This window comes from Qipengyuania psychrotolerans (assembly GCF_019711355.1).
Lineage (GTDB): Bacteria > Pseudomonadota > Alphaproteobacteria > Sphingomonadales > Sphingomonadaceae > Qipengyuania > Qipengyuania psychrotolerans.
Map to the genome: position 1 here is coordinate 2,455,041 of NZ_CP081297.1, position 18,805 is coordinate 2,473,845.

General features: G+C 61.5%; 20 protein-coding genes and 1 tRNA gene. 7 read left to right on the forward strand and 14 right to left on the reverse strand.

The window, feature by feature from the left end; translation table 11 throughout:
• Positions 1–7 precede the first annotated feature (7 nt).
• The 5 genes from K3166_RS11940 to K3166_RS11960 all read right to left on the reverse strand — a co-directional run bounded on the left by K3166_RS11940 (position 8) and on the right by K3166_RS11960 (position 6,314).
• Positions 8–1,336 (reverse strand): erythromycin esterase family protein, encoded by a 1,329-nt coding sequence (locus K3166_RS11940; RefSeq protein WP_221422428.1) that lies wholly within the window; start codon positions 1,334–1,336, stop codon positions 8–10.
• Positions 1,337–1,479: 143 nt separating this feature from the next.
• On the reverse strand, positions 1,480–2,106 hold the full coding sequence (locus K3166_RS11945) for a Crp/Fnr family transcriptional regulator (RefSeq protein ID WP_221422429.1): 627 nt from the start codon (positions 2,104–2,106) through the stop codon (positions 1,480–1,482).
• Positions 2,107–2,563: 457 nt separating this feature from the next.
• Positions 2,564–3,475 (reverse strand): ribose-phosphate diphosphokinase, encoded by a 912-nt coding sequence (locus K3166_RS11950; RefSeq protein ID WP_221422430.1) that lies wholly within the window; start codon positions 3,473–3,475, stop codon positions 2,564–2,566.
• Entirely contained in the window at positions 3,472–5,013 is a 1,542-nt protein-coding gene (locus K3166_RS11955; protein ID WP_221422431.1) for a thymidine phosphorylase family protein, read from the reverse strand. Before K3166_RS11955 ends, K3166_RS11950 begins: the two co-directional genes overlap by 4 nt.
• Positions 5,010–6,314 (reverse strand): MBL fold metallo-hydrolase RNA specificity domain-containing protein, encoded by a 1,305-nt coding sequence (locus K3166_RS11960; RefSeq protein WP_425594566.1) that lies wholly within the window; start codon positions 6,312–6,314, stop codon positions 5,010–5,012. The genes K3166_RS11955 and K3166_RS11960 overlap by 4 nt, the downstream gene beginning before the upstream one ends.
• A gap of 235 nt (positions 6,315–6,549) precedes the next feature.
• Here K3166_RS11960 and K3166_RS11965 point away from each other — a divergent pair, with 235 nt between their 5' ends.
• Positions 6,550–7,317, forward strand: a complete 768-nt coding sequence (locus K3166_RS11965; protein WP_221422432.1) for a sulfite exporter TauE/SafE family protein — start codon at positions 6,550–6,552, stop codon at positions 7,315–7,317.
• 110 nt (positions 7,318–7,427) lie between these two features.
• On the opposite strand, the gene K3166_RS11970 is transcribed toward K3166_RS11965, so the two are convergent.
• Both K3166_RS11970 and K3166_RS11975 read right to left on the reverse strand, forming a co-directional pair.
• Positions 7,428–7,515: transfer RNA gene (locus tag K3166_RS11970), tRNA-Leu, on the reverse strand.
• A 113-nt stretch (positions 7,516–7,628) separates the two neighbouring features.
• Positions 7,629–8,465, reverse strand: coding sequence for an MJ0042-type zinc finger domain-containing protein (locus K3166_RS11975; protein ID WP_221422433.1), 837 nt, complete (start codon positions 8,463–8,465; stop codon positions 7,629–7,631).
• A 159-nt stretch (positions 8,466–8,624) separates the two neighbouring features.
• Between K3166_RS11975 and ftsE the strand changes: the two genes are divergently transcribed.
• From ftsE to K3166_RS11995, 4 genes are read left to right on the forward strand one after another with little or no spacing between them, the layout of a single operon-like run.
• Positions 8,625–9,359, forward strand: a complete 735-nt coding sequence (gene ftsE / locus K3166_RS11980; RefSeq protein WP_221422434.1) for a cell division ATP-binding protein FtsE — start codon at positions 8,625–8,627, stop codon at positions 9,357–9,359.
• Positions 9,356–10,288: a cell division protein FtsX gene (locus K3166_RS11985; protein ID WP_221422435.1), complete on the forward strand. Its 933-nt coding sequence runs from the start codon at positions 9,356–9,358 to the stop codon at positions 10,286–10,288. Before ftsE ends, K3166_RS11985 begins: the two co-directional genes overlap by 4 nt.
• On the forward strand, positions 10,285–10,815 hold the full coding sequence (locus K3166_RS11990; protein ID WP_221422436.1) for a YdcF family protein: 531 nt from the start codon (positions 10,285–10,287) through the stop codon (positions 10,813–10,815). Before K3166_RS11985 ends, K3166_RS11990 begins: the two co-directional genes overlap by 4 nt.
• A 4-nt stretch (positions 10,816–10,819) precedes the next feature.
• Positions 10,820–11,500 carry a lysophospholipid acyltransferase family protein gene (locus K3166_RS11995; protein ID WP_221422437.1) on the forward strand — a complete coding sequence of 227 codons (681 nt, stop codon included), beginning with the start codon at positions 10,820–10,822 and terminating at the stop codon, positions 11,498–11,500.
• On the opposite strand, the gene K3166_RS12000 is transcribed toward K3166_RS11995, so the two are convergent.
• Positions 11,497–12,576 (reverse strand): pyridoxal phosphate-dependent aminotransferase, encoded by a 1,080-nt coding sequence (locus K3166_RS12000; RefSeq protein ID WP_247714643.1) that lies wholly within the window; start codon positions 12,574–12,576, stop codon positions 11,497–11,499. The two genes, K3166_RS11995 and K3166_RS12000, sit on opposite strands and share 4 nt — an antisense overlap.
• 105 nt (positions 12,577–12,681) lie before the next feature.
• On the opposite strand from K3166_RS12000, the gene metX reads away from it, so the two are divergent.
• The gene (gene metX, locus K3166_RS12005; RefSeq protein WP_221422439.1) at positions 12,682–13,770 is read left to right on the forward strand and encodes a homoserine O-acetyltransferase MetX; all 1,089 of its coding nucleotides are present in this window, start codon (positions 12,682–12,684) and stop codon (positions 13,768–13,770) included.
• Positions 13,767–14,384, forward strand: coding sequence for a methionine biosynthesis protein MetW (gene metW / locus K3166_RS12010; protein ID WP_221422440.1), 618 nt, complete (start codon positions 13,767–13,769; stop codon positions 14,382–14,384). Before metX ends, metW begins: the two co-directional genes overlap by 4 nt.
• Here metW and K3166_RS12015 read toward each other — a convergent pair.
• From K3166_RS12015 to K3166_RS12040, 6 genes are all read right to left on the reverse strand, one after another.
• Positions 14,344–14,955: a DUF4126 domain-containing protein gene (locus K3166_RS12015; protein ID WP_221422441.1), complete on the reverse strand. Its 612-nt coding sequence runs from the start codon at positions 14,953–14,955 to the stop codon at positions 14,344–14,346. The genes metW and K3166_RS12015 overlap by 41 nt on opposite strands.
• Before the next feature lie 53 nt (positions 14,956–15,008).
• A complete protein-coding gene (locus K3166_RS12020) occupies positions 15,009–15,395 on the reverse strand; it encodes a nuclear transport factor 2 family protein (protein WP_221422442.1) in 387 nt (128 codons plus the stop codon).
• A 21-nt stretch (positions 15,396–15,416) separates the two neighbouring features.
• A complete protein-coding gene (locus K3166_RS12025) occupies positions 15,417–16,595 on the reverse strand; it encodes an acetyl-CoA C-acyltransferase (protein ID WP_221422443.1) in 1,179 nt (392 codons plus the stop codon).
• 60 nt (positions 16,596–16,655) lie between these two features.
• Complete coding sequence (locus tag K3166_RS12030) at positions 16,656–17,105, reverse strand: MaoC family dehydratase (RefSeq protein ID WP_221422444.1); 450 nt, start codon at positions 17,103–17,105, stop codon at positions 16,656–16,658.
• A 114-nt stretch (positions 17,106–17,219) separates the two neighbouring features.
• Positions 17,220–18,614 carry a DUF5935 domain-containing protein gene (locus K3166_RS12035; RefSeq protein ID WP_221422445.1) on the reverse strand — a complete coding sequence of 465 codons (1,395 nt, stop codon included), beginning with the start codon at positions 18,612–18,614 and terminating at the stop codon, positions 17,220–17,222.
• The gene (locus tag K3166_RS12040; RefSeq protein WP_221422446.1) at positions 18,607–18,795 is read right to left on the reverse strand and encodes a hypothetical protein; all 189 of its coding nucleotides are present in this window, start codon (positions 18,793–18,795) and stop codon (positions 18,607–18,609) included. The genes K3166_RS12035 and K3166_RS12040 overlap by 8 nt, the downstream gene beginning before the upstream one ends.
• Positions 18,796–18,805 lie beyond the last annotated feature (10 nt).

An 18,805-nucleotide genomic window follows, 5' to 3' on the forward strand; every position in this document is an offset into this window, starting at 1 on the left:
TTCTCGCTCAAAGTCCGAATGGCCATATCTCGGGGGCGCCGTGCGGGCGCTCGGGGCCCAGCGGCGTCACGGCGCGGGTGTCTTCAAACCAGACGAAAGCATCGAATTGCTCGCCCAGTACCGATTCGAAGTAATGGCTGAGGAATTCGCTTTGCGGCCGATAAACGACCCCTACCGCGCGTTCCAACATGGTCCGGGATAACGCAGCCTTCAGCGAGCTGTCATCGCTGCGACGCCAATCGAGCAGGCACCGCATCGAACCGATCGCGCGGAAAGCCCCTTCCCAGCTGTCGTCGCGTGCCGGCCGCAATTGCATGACTTCCATTGACGCACCCCAGTCCGACGCCGCAGCAACGGTCCCGCGATCTGTCCCGAAACCGATCAGGACTGCCCCGTCGCCATAAGCGGCGCGGACCAGCTCACCGATGTTGAATTCCCCGCGCCAGCCCATCGATGTCGCTGCCGCATTGCCGACGTGCGAATTGTGCGCCCAGACAATGGCGCGAGCATCGTGGTGATGGGCCATCAACGCCTGAAGCGTTTCAAACATGTGCCGATCGCGCAGATTCCAGCTTTCGGCAGCACCGCGGTAGATCGAGCGATAATATTGCTCCGCCGCGCGCACGATCCGCGCATTGCGCTCTGCATCGAAGAAGGCCTCACCGTCCTGCGCGATCCAGTCCATCCGCCGGTCGAGGAGTTCGCGGAGTTGTTCCACCACCGCATCCTCACACGCTCCGGCCAGCCCGCCTCTCTCGACCGCGTGGCCATAAAGCTGCGGTTCGTCCTGCCAGGGCGTTATGCAGCCATAACGCCGACGCGCCCTCTCGGCCGCTGATGGATCGCGGCGCTCCAGATAATCGATGACAGCATGGATGGATTCGCTGAGGCTGTAGACATCGAGACCGCGCAGGCTGACCCGCTTTTCCTCGGGCAGGTCCGCATTGTGGCCCCGCAGCCAGTCGATGAAACCGACCATCTCCTCGTTACGCCACATCCAGGTTGGAAAACGGACGAACGGTTCGCCCAGACGCGGACGCGGGCCGCGCAAGCGGACATAGTCGTCCAGTCGCGCGATGTCGGGCCAGTCCCCTTCGACAGCGACGATCGAGAAGCCGTGGTGCTCGATAAGCCTGCGCGAAATAGCTGCGCGCGCAGTATAGAATTCATGCGTTCCGTGTGTCGCCTCCCCCAACAGGACGAGGCGCGCGTCCGCATAGCGGTCGAACTGAGCGCCGAACGCCATACTGTCAGGTGACGGGAGGTTCTCAACGTGCGCGCGCAACGATGCGGCGATGTCTGCTTTTGTGGGAAGATCAGATTGATGGATCGTCATGCCATATCCGTTTGCTCAACTCGCTTGGTCAAATCCCTCGGGACAGAAGCCTAGGGCCAAATTCACGCCAAGTTTGATCATCGGTTCGCCCGGCATCCATACGTAGTGTTCCGCAAGAAATGGTCAGCTGAGCCGGACGCGCGCTAGTTATGGATGCCCTCCGCGAGCATCTCCAGCCGCCCCGGATGGAGCACTGCAAACCGGTCCCTGCGCGGCATGGCGATCACTTTCAGCTCGCGCAGGTGCCGCAGATTTCGGCAGACCGTTTCCGGCGAAGTCGCCAGGTAGGATGCGATGTCGGTCTGCGGCAATTCAAGCGCGCACAACCCCTCTGGTGAGGGCAGGCGGTGGGTCAGGGCGATCAGAAAAGCAGACAGTCTGGCCAGCGCAGTTACCCGCCCAAGAACCAGGCCGCGTGCGATGAATGCCTTCTCTTCCTGCCAGACGGCATTCAGGATAGATTTCTCTTGCTGGCACGTCTGCGCCAATTGGGCCTGCCAGCCGGTCGACGAGTACTTGGTATGGATGATATCCGTCACGGCCTCGGCTGAAAACCGGTGCTCGTCAGCCAGGGGCAAGCCGAACACATCGCCAGGGAAAAAGAACGCGAGGACCTGGCGATCCCCTTCATACGAGGTTGCAACTGCACGCGCGACGCCTCGCCTTACCTCGAACAGATGCTCGCAAGGCTCTCCCCGAAGGAAGAGTATTTCTCCGGCACGGGCGGGCATCCCGATCGCACGATCGAATTGCAGATTGTTGCTCATCATCTGCATTGGCCCGCACGCTCCGTAATTGCTGAAGCAATGGAGGTAGTGCGAGACCGGCTCGGGCGAGATCGGTAATTGTACCTAATACCGTTTCGCGTCGGAACTTGACGATCGTCAAGTTGGCCCCTCGCATGGCTGCTAGAACAGGATTGTCGAATGGGGAGTGAGCGAAAGCGAACGCTGAACCATTCGGATAAGGCTCGCGGTAATCTGCGCATGACACTGCTGGAAGGTAGTGAATACAGCAAAGAATTGCCGCGGGCCGATTTGCGTCTGCACCATCGAAATTCGACCTGCAGCCTGATGCTCCCAGCGAGTAAGCGATAAAAAAGAGGCGGCTCGGAAGCCGCCTCTCAAGTTCGCCAAGTGAATGGCTTCGGGTCGCAGTGGGATAAGTCGGCCTATTCGCGTCACAGCTGAATCAGGAATTGTACGTAATGGGTCATCCAAAACGTCTTCACAGGCGATGACGGGTCTGATCAGCATCCAGACTGCGGTGGATTTCGGCCAGGACTGATGGAGCGATATCGATCTGATTGCTTGGGTGAAATACGCTGTTGCAGCTGACAAAGTCGGCATTCCAGCCCGTATGAAGTTCCGCACCGAAATCCCGTTCGGAAACGACGTGGACAGCAATGTAAACTGATCGCGCTTTTGAGCTCTGCGATATCTGGGCAAGGATAGCTTCCATCGTTGCTCCGCTCGACACGATGTCGTCGATAACGACCGGGGTCTTGCTAGCCATCCTCGCGCCGAGCGTCCCCGATATCCGGACATCGCGGTCGCCTGTGCGGACCTTGTCCAGAACCGCGAAATCGCACCCGGCGTAGGCCGCGATACGTTCGATCCAAGGCGCGCTTTCCTCGTCTGGACCGATCAGGAATGGACGCTCCACATTGGCTGCAATCCAATTGCCGACAGGCTCGGTCGCCTGGGCGGCTATTGCAGGAATTCCGAAAATTTCATCGAGGCTGGCGATGCGGTGGAGGTGCGGCTCAAGCGTCACCAGCCAGTCGAAATGTAGCGACAGGATGCCGGCAAAGGTCTCTGCCGAGATCGCCTCCCCGGGCCGGAACGCGCAATCCTGCCGCATGTAGGCCAGATAGGGCGCAATCAGGCCAATCTTGCTCGCTCCCTGCCGGCGCGCAGCATCGGCGGCCAGGAGTAGCGGTGCCAGTCGCTCGTCAGGGCGATCGAGGCTGCACAGGAAGATCACCGCCCGCTCCTTCACTGCACTTCGCAAGCGAATATAGCTTTCGCCATCAGGGAACTGCCGGTGGTCGAGCTTGCCTAGCTCGAACGCCTCATCGGCAAGGATGCCTTGTACCAGGCTGGGCGCGGCATGGAGCGTGAACAGGAGCGGCTTCACACCGAGAATTCCTGTACCATGTCCGTGTTCTCACGGTAGTAATCAACCGCGTATTCGATCTCGCCGATGCTTTCGCCATGCAGCGTGATCAGGGGCTGCCCCCGCAGGACCGCATCGCCAACATTGACGTGCAGCTCCAGTCCGGCTGCCGGAGATCGCGGAGCGCCCGCCAGTTTCGCCAGCCTGGCCAGACGGCGATTGTCGACACCGCCGATCCGGCCGCCGCGCTGCGCTTCGAGCACGTGCTGGAAAGCAGCGGTAGGCGGCCTGCGAAATCTGCCCTGCGCTTCGCAGATTGCGACGAATTTCGACATGGCGCGCCCGTCATCAAGGATCAAGGCGGCAGTCACCTTGCCTCGGCCCGGGGGACAGGCACCGCCCATTTCCAGCATCACCGATGCCAGTCGCAAGGCCCGCTCCCTCAGTTCGAGCGGCGCATCCCGGTCACATTCGAGCACTCGGAGCACATCCTTTGCTTCGAGCGATGGCCCGATCCCGTCACCGACCGGTTCGAGCCCCGAGGAAATAATCGGCTGGACCCGCATGCCGGAAGCCTCGCCAATCCCGATCAGGAATTCAGACAATTCGGCAGCATCGATTTCCGAGCGGATCTTTGCAGTCGGCCCGACCGGGATATCGATCAGGACATGCGTGGATCCTGCCGCGATTTTCTTGGACATGACCGATGCGACCAGCTGCGAGGTGCAGTCTAGCTCCAATTCCCGCTCTACGCGGATCATGGTGTCATCCGCCGGAGAAAGTCGCACGCTTCCGCCCCACACCAGACAGCCGCATTCTTTCTCGACGACCTTGCGCATTTCCTCGTTGGTCAGGTCGACGCGCGTCATCGTTTCCATCGTATCGGCCGTACCGGCCGGCGAGGTTATCGCCCGCGACGAGGTTTTCGGTATTGTCAGCCCCGCCGCGGCAACGATCGCAACCACGATCGGCGTGGTGCGGTTGCCGGGAAGCCCGCCCACGCAATGCTTGTCCACGATGATCTTGCCGGGCCAGGACAATCGGTCCCCGACCCCGACCATTGCATGGGTGAGCGCGATCGCTTCGGTGAGATCCGGAGCGTGGCTGGCGAGAGCCGCAATGAAGGCAGAAATCTGGACGTCGGAATAACGCCCATCGACGATATCTCGGAATATGGACGAGGCGGTGTGCTGATTGAGGCGGTGCCCGTAGACCTTGCTGCGCAGTCCGCTCATGGAATCGAGGTTGCGTGGGTGATGGAGGGTCACGGATGCGCCCTGCTCCACCCCAAGGTGTCTCCATGCGGTTTCGGACAGGCCCACCTCGTCGGCTGACACGAGGTCGCTTCCAACCTGGAAAAGCCGCGCGATGATCTTCCGGTCACCGACCTGCAGTTCCACACGTGCCCTTGCGGTCAAGCCTTCCGACCGCGCCACCGTACAGTCCTGATGGACGATCGCGATGGCTTCGTGCTGCGTTTCGAGTTCGAGGCGCACCGCCTTGAGCGGGATCAGGTTCCTGGAGCTAAAATCGCCCGGCAATGAGCCAGCATCGTTCATCCCAGTTCGACCCGCTCGTGGTGCTCGGGCACCCGAGCCTTCCAGCCGAGCTGCTCGGTGATTTGCAGCCGGAACTGGTCGGCTGAATCCGCTTCACCGTGTACCACGAAGCATTGCTGCGGCGGTGCCTCGAACCCGCCGAGCCAGCGCAGCAGCTCATGCTGGTCCGCGTGTGCGGAAAGCATATCGAGCGAAACGACTTCGGCGCGGACAGGAACCTGTTGCCCGTGAATCTTGATCGTCTCCGCCCCGGCGAGCAGTTTTGCACCCCGCGTACCGCCGGCCTGGTAACCGGCCATGACAATGGTGCTGCGATGGTCGGGTGCGTATTTCTTGAGCCGGTGGAGTATCCGCCCGCCGGTGACCATCCCGCTGGCTGAAATGATGATCTTGGGACCGGGCTCTGCGTCGAGACGCTTCGAAGCTTCAACGTCGCGGACATAAATTACGTCGTCCCAGGCGTCCGCGCACTCGGCCTCGCTCAGCCGGTGGTCGCGCGCGTGCCGCGTGAACAGTGCAGTCGCACTGATTGCCATGGGACTGTCCAGATAGACCGGCACATCGGGAACCTGCCCTCGGCGCCGCACCGCGTTGATATGAAACAGCAGCATCTGTGCGCGCCCCACTGCGAAGGAGGGGATAATCACGCTGCCCCCGCGCCTGACCGTGCGCTCGATGATTTCCTTGAGCACCTGCTGCGGGGCAATGTCGGGATGCAAGCGGTCTCCGTATGTCGATTCCACGAGAACCACGTCAGCCTGCGGTATCGGCTCCGGGTCGAACATCAACGGGTCACCGTAGCGGCCTATATCGCCCGAAAAAGCGATTTGCTTGCCAGCGGCAATCATGTCGACGCTCGCAGCGCCGAGGATGTGTCCGGCGTAGCGGAAGCGAATACTGCAATCGCCGGTAACCTCGATGCGCTCCCCGAAAGGTTTCGGGGACAATGACTTGAGCGCGAGTTCAGCATCTGCCTTGGTATAAAGGGGCAAGGCCGGGTGATGCTTGCTGAACCCCCTGCGGTTTGCATATCGCGCATCGGCTTCGAGAAGATACCCGCTGTCAGGTAGCAACAGGCCGCATAGTGCCTGGGTCCCCTCGGTACAGATGACGCGTCCGGCAAATCCATTTTTCACCAGCAGCGGCAAATAGCCGGAGTGGTCGAGATGCGCGTGCGTCAGAACAACCGCATCGATGCTGGCCGGATCGAATGGCAGGGGCTGCCGATTGCGCGCCCGCAAGACCTTGTATCCCTGGAAAAGCCCGCAATCGACCAGAACCCTGCTGGAAGGCGTCTCCACCAGGAATTTCGATCCTGTGACTGTATCGGCACCGCCTAGAAACGTGATTTGGACTATGGAAGATCTCCCTGCAGGACCTTCTGCCCCGCCTGATCTCCTTGGAGCGGCCAGATTGGCACAAGTGTATCAGTAATCCCCCTGAGTATTCGGCATCCCACCTGCCGCCCACTTCGGCACGTATAGTTCCTGATACGGTCTGGACCTCCTGCCCCGTACCTTGCGTCGGGGAAGGCCCATGTTCGAAATCTTCGATGCTTCGTTTGAGGAACTGCTTCCGCTGATCGCCATCGGCTTCGTCGCGCAGCTCGTGGATGGGGCGTTGGGAATGGCCTTTGGGGCAATCTCGACGACCTTGCTGGTCGGCTTTCTCGGTATGCCGCCGGCGCAGGCGTCTTACCGCGTCCACGTCATCAAATGCTTCACCACAGCAATTTCCGGAATCAGCCACGCCATCGGCGGCAACATCGACAAGAGGATGTTCCTGCAAGTCGTGTTTCCCGGCATCCTTGGCGGCGCGCTGGGCGCCTACGGGCTGTCCCATGTCGACGGCGAATTCATCAAGCCGTTCGTATTCGTCTACCTGACCTTGATCGGCATCATCCTCATCGGGAAGGGACTGCACAGCAAGCCGAAGCACCGCGTCCCGAAAGCGGTCACGCCGTTCGGTTTCGTGGGCGGTTTGCTGGACGCGCTGGGCGGTGGAGGATGGGGGCCGGTGGTGAGCTCCGGCCTGCTGCTTCAGGGTTCCGAACCACGCAAGGTGGTGGGTTCGGTCAACAGTGCCGAGTTCTTCGTCACGATGGCCATATCGGGCGCCTTCCTGGGCCAGTTCGGGTTTGAACAGGTGGCCGGTGCAGCGCTGGGACTGCTTATCGGCGGCGTACTTGCAGCGCCTTTTGGTGCGGTGGCCGCGAAATACCTTCCGGCGAATGTCATGCTGGTTCTCGTCGGCAGCGTCCTCACGGTAACGACCGGATACTGGCTCATCGACAGTCTTGCCTGACTGTTCTCGCCGCCAGTAGCAACCGCAGCACGCCAGGAAGGCCGTAGAACGGTGCCGTTCGAGACCGCGATATTTCGCCAAAAAATTTTGTGACGTCCACGAAGGACTGTTGGTGCGGTCGAGAAGACTCGAACTTCCACGGGTTATTCACCCACAACGACCTCAACGTTGCGCGTCTACCAGTTCCGCCACGACCGCACACAGTCTTAGATCAGTAGCGAATCCTGCTTGCGCAGGACGGGTGCTACCGCCGGTAGGAGCGCGCCACTAGCAGCGCCTTTGCCCCCTCGCAAGCACCTTGTTCGCCTAAATTACAGCGGCGCCCAGCCAACATCGGCATAGACGGCGTTGCGCGGAACCTGCGTGCTCGCTTCGTCGATGGTGATCGTCTCGCCCGGAGCCAGCTCTGCCTGGGGCGGCTGGACGATCCAGGTGAAAACCTGGTCTTCGCGCTCATTGAGCATCACGATCTGGATTGGCGGCAGCGGGCGGCTTTCGCGGGAGGTATTTTCAACCTCGATCCGGGCAGAAAACAGATAGGTCCGGTTTTCCAGCTCGCGCCAGCTTTGCGCTTCCGGCGGGAAGCGAAGTTCCAGGTCGGGTTGGTCCTGCCCGAATGCCGGCTTGTCCACCGGCCACCACGACGGGGTGCCCAATTGCGTAATCGCCACCACTGCGCCGAGCGCCAATACAGCGAAGATCGCTGCGGCCCAGGTCCACAGCTTCATCATGTTGCGGCGGGGGCGGAATGGCGGCGAGTGTTCGAAGCGGGAGACGTAATCGTCTTCGTCGTCGTAATCTTCCGCTACTGGCGCAGGCGCAGGGGCAGTTTCATACGATGGCGGCGGGGTTTCATCGAAATCAGGCGCATCGCGCTCAACCGCTGGCGGGGCAGCTTCATCAGCGGCTTTGGCGCTGAACCCGAAACCGGGACGCGCGGTCTTTTCATCATCCGCTGAAGGCGGCGGCGCTGGTGGAGGCGGCGGCGGCGGCGCAGCCGCTTCGCTCGCAACGACGCCTTCGACTTCGGCCCCATCCTGGAACCATGAATGCTTGCACTTGGCGCAGCGAACTGTCCGGCCATCCACGCCAATTGCACTGTCGGGAACGACATAGCGAGTGGTACAGGCGGGGCATGCAATAATCATAGTCGACTAAAGCCTTACGCATTGCCGCGAATCGCGACAAGCTGCGCATCTGTGCGTGAATGCTCGAAGCGGCTTTTTTCCACATCGAAGGGGGGTTATAGGCCACAATTCGACCATGACAGCCCTTATTCTCTCCCAATTCACGGCAAATTGTCGCCGATGAGCGCCCCGGAAAGCGCAATCGTGGAATTCGACAACGTCGGATTGCGGTACGGCACCGAACGCGAAGTGCTGTCGAATATCTCGTTTACGCTGTTCTCCAGCCGCTTCTACTTCCTCACCGGGGCTAGCGGTGCGGGCAAGACGTCATTGCTGAAATTGCTGTACCTCGCACAGCGGCCATCGCGCGGCGGTATGCGGATGTTCGGGACTGACGTCATCACCTTGCCCCGCGAAAAGCTGCCCGGCTTTCGCCGCAGGATGGGCGTGGTCTTCCAGGACTTCCGCCTGGTCGACCATCTTTCAGCCTTCGACAATATCGCCCTGCCCCTGAGGGTGTCGGGCGTCCGCGAGAGTGATCTTGTCGGGCCAGTCAACGACATGCTCGACTGGGTTGGCCTCAGCCACAGGACGCACGCCCGTCCGGCCACCTTGTCGGGCGGCGAACAGCAGCGGGTCGCCATCGCCCGCGCTGTCATTGCGCGGCCCGAGATACTCGTGGCCGACGAACCGACCGGCAACGTCGATCCGGAAATGGCGCTCAAGCTGATCCGGCTGTTCGAAGCCCTCAACCGCCTGGGAACGACGGTGGTCGTGGCGACGCATGACGTTCACTTGATCCGCAAGGTACCCGAAAGCCTCATTATGCGTCTGGACAAGGGCACGCTGTCCGATCCCACGGGTGCGCTGCGATATCCGCCCAAGCGCACCGTGCCTGGGGGCCGGTTCGCATGAAGCGGCCGCCCACCGTCTCGCGTGCTGTGGACCGCGGACTTGCGCCCTTCCGCGGCAAACGTGCGGCGAACCTGTTGCCGCGCGCGCGATTGGGCGGGCCGGTGCCATGGGTGATCGCCATCATGGTGGCTTTGACCGTGCTGGCCATGGGCTGCGCGCTGGCGCTGTCCAACCTGGCAGCAAGCGCCCGCGGGGATCTGGCTGGCAGTGCAACCGTGCAGATCATTGAAGCCGATGACGATCTGCGGGCCGAGCAAGCATCGCGCGTTGCAAACCTCCTGCGCAGCGATCCCGTGGTCGAGAATTTACGTATCGTGCCCGAAGAAGAAATCGCAGCATTGCTGGAGCCTTGGCTGGGCACAGAAGAAACCATCGAGGCCGTGCCCCTGCCGACACTCATCGACCTGACACTGGTCGCAGGCGCAGGCGAAGCGCAGATTGCAGCCCTGGAAACGCGGATCGTCCAGGCTGCACCTTCCGCCCGCATCGATGCACAGGAAGTCTGGCTCGCCCCGGTGCTCGAGGCACTTCAATCGCTGCGCCTGCTGGCGTTCGGACTGATCGTGATGCTGGCGTTTACCGGCGCTGCGGCGGTCTGGCTTGCTGCCCGCAACGCGCTTGGCGGCAACCGCGATACCATCGAGATTGTTCACCTGCTTGGCGGCAGCGATGAACAGATCGCGCGGGTCTTCCAGCGTTCGGTGCTGCTCGACGCACTGGTAGGGGGGCTGCTTGGCCTGATCCTCGGCGCGGCTGCAATCACGCTTCTGGCCAGCCGGTTTGCCGCGCTGGATTCCGGGATGGTTGCAGGTGGGTCACTATCGACGCTCGATTGGGTCATTATCGCACTGGTCCCGCTTTTCGCGGTCGCGATTGCAGTCTACACGGCCCGCATGACCGTAATTGCTTCCTTGCGAAAACTGCTGTGATCCTGCGCTTCTTCGCTGCCCTGGTGCTGATCTACGCATTCGGCTTCGTCGCCTTTGCGACCACCCTGCCCACGCCCGCGTCCGAAACGAAAACCGATGCCGTGATCGTGCTGACAGGCGGCCCGGGCCGCATTGCACGCGGCCTCGAGGTCGTTACCAGCGATCAGGCACAGGAAATGTTCGTTTCCGGCGTCGATCCGGAAGTAAAGCCGGCTGAATTCGCCGCCGAATTCGAAGTGTCGCAGCGAACCATGAATTGCTGTGTCACGCTGGGCTATCTTGCCGTCGATACCCGTAGCAACGCCGGCGAAGTTGCGCAGTGGATGAAGGAAAAGGAATTCACTTCTGCGCGGCTGGTGACCACTGACTGGCACATGGCCCGCGCCTATTCGGAAGTTGCCGGGACCCTGCCAGCCGAAATCCGGCTGGTGAAAGACGCCGTCGCATCGCATCCCGATCTCGCCACGCTTTTCCTCGAATATAACAAGCTGCTGGCATCCGAGATTTCTCAGGGATTGCCGGTCTGATCCGATGACTCTCTTGCGCAATATCGCGTTTTACCTGGCTTTTTATATCGGCTCGATCCTCATCACGGCCGCCGCCCTGGTCAGCGTTCCGTTCTCCAAGCCCGCCTTTCGCCGCCGGGTCAAAAACTGGAGCTCTTGGCAGCGCTGGTGCGCGCGGAACCTGCTTGGCATCGAACTCGTCATTGAGGGCGAGCCGCTCGGCGAACCGGCACTTTATGCGATCAAACACGAAAGCTTTTTCGAAGCTATCGATGCCCCGGCCCTGTTCGACACGCCTTCGGTATTCGCGAAGCAGGAGCTGGGCGGCATTCCGGGATGGGGCCGCGCCGCCACGGCTTACGGACTGGTCTTTGTCGCGAGGGACCAGGGCGCACGTGCGCTGATGAAGATGATCCGCTCGGCCAAGGCAATGTCCGCCGATGGACGCCCGCTTGTCATCTTTCCCGAAGGCACCCGGGTCCCACATGGTCAGCGCCGCCCGCTGCAATCGGGCTTCGCCGGCCTCTACAAGATGCTTGGTCTGCCGGTTGTGCCGATCGCCGTGGACAGCGGCCCGCTCTACCACACTCCGCTGAAGAAGGCTGGCCGCATCACCTACCGCTTCGGCGAGACTATTCCGGCTGGCTTGCCGCGCGCCGAAGTCGAAGAGCGTGTGTTGAACGCAATTAACGCGCTGAACGACTAGGCCGCTTCGGCAGCCTGGCGTAGGATAGCTGCAATTTCCGACATCTGCTGAGCTGTGCCAATCGTAATGCGGAGGGCGTGGGGCAACCCTTGTCCCGGCAGGTGGCGAACGGCGTAGCCGCCCTCTGCCAGCGCATGCAGCGCAGCCTCTGCCGAAAGCGCTCCCTCGAACAGCACCAATACGAAATTGGCCTCGCTCGGCTTGCTGCGCAGGCCGTAATTGCCGAGCGCTTGGATCTCGCGCTCTAACAGGGCGCGTGCCGCAATGTTCTCGTCGCGCGAACGTTCGACGAAGGCGGGATCTGACATCGCGGCCAGTGCCGCGCGCTGGCCCGCGGCGGTGACGTTGAAAGCGCCGCGCAGACGGTTGAGCGCGCTGACAAGCTCCGGCGTGCCCGTGGCCCAGCCAATGCGCTCACCGGCTAGGCCGAATGCCTTCGAGAAGGTTCGCGTGACCAGTACGTTTTCTTGGGTGGCGGCCAGCGCCAGCCCGCCATCGTCCATGCCCGGCGCGAGGTATTCGGCATAGGCGTGGTCGATCACCAACAGCACGTCGCGCGGCAGACCGGCATGCAGCTGCTCGACCTCTTCGCGGGCCAGCCAGGTGCCGACCGGATTGTTCGGATTGTCCAGCAGGACGACCCGGGTTCGCGGCGTCACTGCCGCAAGCAGCGCACCGACATCCGGTGCATGATCATCGTCATCGGCATAAACGACCTGCGCGCCCACCTTGGCGGCAAGCAGGGGATAAAGGGAAAACGAATAGCGCGCGCACAGGACTTCGTCGCCCGCTCCAGCAAACGCCTGCACTGCGCCGTGCAGCAATTCGCCAGAGCCCGCACCGCAGACAATCCGCGCCGGATCAATCCCATGCGCTTCTCCAATTGCTTCACGCAGCGCAGTGGAATCTGGATCGGGATAGAGCGCCGGATTTGCGATATCTTCCAAGGCCGCTATCGCCTTGGCACTGCACCCAAATGGATTTTCATTCGCGGAAAGCTTGATCAGCTCGCGTCCGTCGCTGCCTTTCGACTTGCCCGGAACATAGGCATGGATCGCCTCGATCCACGGCTTCATTGTCGGTCGGGGCTGATTGCTGGGCTGGTCTGTCATTGCGGCTTCGTCGCATGAAAGAAAAAGGGCCCTTCGACAAGCACCTGCCTTGCCTGTAGAGCGCAAATCATGGCCGGGGCCTCACACGTTCTGCAATTGACCGATCCGCTGCCGCTCGACGGCGGAGGCGAACTGGCGCGCGCTGAGATCGCCTATGAGACATATGGCGAGCTTTCCGCTGACCACTCCAACGCGATCCTGATTTGCCATGCGCTGACCGGCGACCAGCACGTGGCCAGCCCGCACCCAGTGACCGGCAAACCCGGCTGGTGGGAACGCATGGTCGGACCGGGCAAGCCGATCGACACCGACCGTTACTTCGTCATCTGCGCCAACGTCATCGGCAGCTGCATGGGCTCGACCGGCCCGGCAAGCGTAGCTTCGGACGGCAAGCCCTATGCGATGCGCTTTCCCGTCATCACCATCCGCGACATGGTTCGCGCCTTGGTCGCCCTGCTGGATGCCCTGGAGATCGACACGCTTCACGCGGTGGTGGGCGGATCGATGGGCGGGATGCAGGCTCTGAGCCTTGCCGCGAACTGGCCCGAGCGGGCCGCACGCGTACTGGTGGTGGCATCGACCAGTCGCCATTCGGCCCAGAACATCGCTTTTCACGAGCTGGGACGGCAGGCAGTCATGGCCGACCCGCGATGGAACGATGGCGATTATTATGGGGGCGATGCCCCAGATTCCGGCCTCGCCGTGGCCCGCATGGCAGCGCACATTACCTATCTTTCGGAAGAAGCGCTGACGGAGAAGTTCGGCCGCAATTTGCAGGACCGGGATGCGAAGAGCTTCGGCTTCGATGCCGATTTCCAGGTAGAAAGCTATCTGCGATACCAGGGCAGCGGCTTCACCCGCCGGTTCGATGCGAACAGTTATCTCTACATCACCCGCGCGATGGATTATTTCGATCTGGCGGAAGAACATGGCGGCACGCTGGCCAATGCATTCGCCGGGACCGGGGCACGTTTCTGCCTCGTCAGTTTCGATAGCGACTGGCTCTATCCGACAGCAGAAAGCCGTCATGTGGTGCATGCCCTGAACGCAGCGGGCGCGGCTGTCAGTTTCGTGGAGCTATCGGCTCCGTTCGGTCACGACAGCTTCCTGCTCGATGTGCCCGCATTGGACCGGGTGGTGAAGGGTTTCATCGAATGAACGCGCTGAGGCCCGACCTTGCCGCAATCGCCGCCGCGATCGCGCCGAACACCCGTGTGCTCGATATCGGCTGCGGTGATGGTGCGCTGCTCGCCGAACTGCGCGATACAAAGCAGGTCGATGCACGCGGCATTGAAATTGACGGATCATGCGTCGAGCGCTGCGTTGCACAGGGACTTTCGGTCGTACAGGGCGATGCCGATAGCGCGCTGGCCGATTATCCCGACAAGGGCTTCGACTACGCGGTCCTCAGCCAGACGTTGCAGACTGCCCGGCGGCCGGACCTTATGCTCGACCAGCTATTGAGGGTCGGCAAGCAGGCATTCGTCTCCTTCCCGAATTTCGCCCATTGGCGCACACGCAGCGCGCTGATGTTCGGGGGGAGAATGCCGGTCACGCGGGCTATCCCTGTCAGTTGGTACGAAACGCAGAACATCCACCATGTCACCGTGAAGGATTTTCGCGAACTTGCGCGGGAGAAACGGGCCACAATCGAGCAGGAATGGTTCTTCTCCAGCGAGAAGCGGGTCAGCAGCGGTGCAAACTGGCGCGCGGAATTCGCAGTCTTCCAGCTCAGCCGCCAGGCGGATCTGCAGGCTCCCCGCCCTGCTTGAAGAACGAGCGGATTACGCGGCGCGCCAGCAAGATCAGCCAGACCGTCAGGCCAAGCAGGACCAGCGCAATGCCGCCGGCTGCATAGGGATATTCGTAAGCCAGGTAGAGCAGACCGACAGTGGCCACGTCCTCGGCGCTGGATACGGTAATATTGCTCACCGGTTCGGGGCTGGCATTGATCACACCGCGCGCACCTGCCTTGCCTGCATGAGCCGTCAGCGCGGCACCGCCGCCGAGCAGGAATGCCACCACTTGCGTTGCCGGGTCCGATGGATCGACGATGGCGAGAGCCAGCAATGCGCCGCCAATGGGCCGGATGAAGGTGTGCACCGCGTCCCACGCGCTATCGAGCCACATGACCTTGTCGGCGAAGAATTCGGCGATCGCGGCAATCGCGGCGATGCCCATGACCCATGGGTTGGCGAGCACGTCGAGGCTTTGCAGGTGTTCGGGTATCGGGATCGCGTCCAGCCGCATGGCCAGTCCGGTGGCGAAGATGCTCAGATAAAGCCGCCAGCCCGCCAGCAGGCTTACGCTGCCTGCTATGCCGATGATCTCCATTACACCCATCGCGCCCTCCTGCTGATGCCGGAGTGCGCCTTTATTGATCCGCGATCAAGGGGTTAGCCTGCGGTTGCCGCCTGCCATTGATGTGTATCGGTAAACTGTTCGAAGCGCACGATTGCATCGCCATCTACATGGGCAAGATGGGCGAAGCGGATTTCGAACGGTCCGTGTGCCGTTTTGCCGCGGTAGAACCCCAGCGCCAGCGCTGCATCGTCGCCAACCGGAGAGATGCTGTCGGGCCTGGCCGAAAAATCGGTCACGTCATTGCCGATGGGGCCAAAGACATTGGCCGCGACTTCGGCAAAGCCGTTGTAAGTGCCGCCGTAGGGGCCACCGCTGGCTTCCACCCAATGGGTGTTGCCAAGCAGTGCCCCCAGGCGATCGCCATCACCCGCGGCAAAGGCACCGTAAAGATTTTCGAGAACTTCGGTGGCTTTGCTCATGGGATCAGGTTCCTCTGGTGATTAGAAAATCTCGAACAGTCCGGCTGCACCCATACCGCCGCCGACACACATGGTCACGACGCCGTACTTTGCCTTGCGGCGCTGGCCTTCGCGCAGGATGTGGCCGACACAGCGTGCGCCGGTCATGCCGTAAGGGTGGCCGATCGAGATCGAACCGCCATTGACGTTGAGCTTGTCGTTATCGATGCCCAGCTTGTCGCGGCAATAGATGACCTGCACGGCAAACGCTTCGTTCAGTTCCCACAGGTCGATGTCCTCGACCTTCATGTCGAAGCGTTCGAGCAGCTTGGGAATGGCGAAGATCGGGCCGATGCCCATCTCGTCAGGCTCGGTTCCGGCGACAGCCATGCCGATGTAACGGCCCAGCGGCTGGAGACCGCGCTTTTCAGCTTCCTTGGCTTCCATGACGATGACCGCAGCCGAACCGTCAGACAGCTGGCTGGCGTTACCTGCCGTGATCGTGGTGCCCGGGCCCATGACGGGCTGGAGCGAGGACAGGCCTTCGAGCGTGGTCGAAGGACGGTTGCCTTCGTCCTTGGCGATGGTCACGTCTTCGTCGGTGACTTCCTGCGTTTCCTTGTTCATCACCTTGTGCTTGGTGCTGACGGAGACGATTTCGTCGTCGAACAGGCCAGCTTCCTGAGCCGCAGCGGTGCGCTGCTGGCTCTGGAGGGCGTATTCGTCCTGCGCTTCGCGGCTGATGCCGTAACGCTGCGCAACAGTTTCAGCGGTCTGCAGCATCGGCATGTAAACCGCGCCGTGCATGGCCATCAGTTCGGGATCGGGCATCACCCGCATTTCCTTGGTCTGCACGAGGCTGATCGATTCCTGGCCGCCTGCGCCGACAATCTGCATACGGTCGGTGATGACCTGCTTGGCAGCCGTGGCGATGGTCATCAGGCCCGAAGAACACTGACGGTCGATGGTCATGCCGGACACGCCGATGGGGCAGCCTGCACGAAGCGCGACCTGGCGGGCCAGATTGCCTGCCTGCGCGCCCTGCTGGAGCGCAGCGCCCCACAGCACGTCATCAAGTTCGCCGGCTTCGATGCCGGCACGTTCGATGGCAGGAGCCAGCGCATAGGACCCGAGCGTGGCGCCCGGAGTGGAGTTGAATGCGCCCTTGTAGGCTTTGCCCATACCGGTACGGGCGGTGGATACGATGACTGCGTCGCGCATGGTCATTCCTTCAATTCTTTGGTTGTGAAACGTCTGTTTCCCCCGGGGAGGAGAATGAAATCAGACGAAGTACATGGTCATCCATTCACAGATCAGGGCAGGCTTGTCCTCGCCTTCGATCTCGATGGTGATTTCCATGGTCTGCTGCCACTGGCCGGGGCGCTTCTCGTTCATTTCGAGCAGCTTCCAGTGACCGCGGATGCGCTTGCCCGAACGGACCGGCGCGATGAAACGGGTTTTGTTGCCGCCATAATTCACGGCCATCTTGATCCCGTCGACGCGCGGCACATCGCTGTTCGCGGTGAGGTAGGGGATCATCGAAAGAGTAAGGAAACCGTGCGCGATAGTGCCGCCGAAAGGCGTCATCTTGGCGGCTTCTTCGTTCACATGGATGAACTGGTGGTCACCTGTCGCTTCTGCGAACTGGTTGATGCGCTCCTGGCTCATCTCGACCCATTCACTGGTGCCGACCTGTTCGCCGACCTTGCCTGCAACGTCCTGGGGGGTCATGCGCTCTCTCCTGTCTTGTCTTCAAAAAATAGGCGGGCGCGCGGGCGAAACCCGCACGGATGGGCGTCGTCATGGCCTATGGAGAACCTGCGCGCAACTGTGCGCAGCGTGCCCTTACGGAATAGCAGGGTCGGGAGCGGAGCCGCGCGCATCGGCGCGCTTGTTCGCCGCTTTGACAGCTTTGAAGGCAGCCTTGTCGATCGCTGATTCGCGCCGTTTGACGTGTTCCGCCAGTGCAATCTGCAGGCCGACAAGCATCAGGATCACCGGCTGGAACGCGATGCCCTGGAAGGTCGCGCCGACAAGGTAGATGACATTCGAGAACTGCAACGCGCTGGCAAGCGGCCCTTGCCACCCTTCGATCTTCCCGGTTTTCCCTGCATAGCGCCGCCTGATACGTTCCATCTGGACGATCCCGGTGATGTGCAGCAGGGTCCAGATGAAAAGGCCCGGCCAGCCTTGCTCGCCCAGCATTTCGAACCACGAGGAATGAAACGCGCGGCTGCTTTCTGTCACCTCACGGTAGCGCACGCGAGTGGTGTTGCCGTCCACCTCCTTGACCGGCATCTGGTAGGAGAAACTGTTGCCGATATAGACATCGAACCCGCCGCCAAGCGGTTTGCGCTCGACATAGTCCAGCGTCCACGCCCACACCTGCATCCGGGTCGAGGCGGATTGTTCGGACTGCGCTTCCTTGATGGTCGCCATCCGGTCGGTGAACGATGAAGGCAGGAACGGAAGCGACACCAGGCCCAGAGCAGCCGCTGCACCGATATAGACGAAGCGCTTCTTCACATCGCGCAGCAACATCATTCCCAAAACGGCAATACAGAGCAGGCCGGTTCGCGCCTCCGTCCCGATCGGGATCATCAAGCAAGCAAAGATCAATGCGGCGGCGAAGCCCTTAACCCGCCAGTCGGGCGGGAAGATGGTGCCGTGCCTTGTAAACCACAGGATGATCGGGATCAGCGCGATGGAAACCGTCGCCAGCGTGGAGCTTTCGTAGATGTTCGAATTGTCGTTCACGAACAGATAGAGATTGCCGTAGCCGCCGCCTCCGCCGACCGTCTTGAGGCCCGCCGAAATGATGATTGCGCCAGCCGTCAGCACCATTATCAGCATGGCAGATTCGATCCTGAGCCTGGTCGTCAGCGTCAGCGGCAGGAAGATCGCAAAGATTAGCGCCTTCCAGACCCATGCCCATTTCTCCGCAGCGGAATCCGGATAATCGGCCCATTGCAAGGTGATGAAACACCAGATGAGCAGAGCCAGCAGAATGCCTTGCCTGAAGGAGAAACGAAAGCCGTCCTTCTTTTCCGCAACCGCCCAGCCGCCGAATGCAAGCAGGAAGGCAACCAGCGAAACCGGCAGTAACTGGGCCAGCGACCACCCGATCTTCTGCGGGGCAAGGATATCGATATAGAGATAGGCGAGCACCCAGATAAACGGTTTGCGCAGGCCCAGCAGGAACATCCCGATGACGGAAAGGAACAGCGCAAGATCAAGCATCGCGCGCCTCCGCACGGGCCCGTGCCCGGCGTTTTTCACGCGGCGACATTTCGGCCTCGGCGACCTCTTCTTCCTCGCGCGCCAGCAGGTCCTCGCTATCCAGTTCCGGACGCGACAACAGTCTGATCAGCGCGATCACGATCAACGCATGGGTCAGCGCAAGGGCGAAGTAATCGATCAAGCCGTGTGGT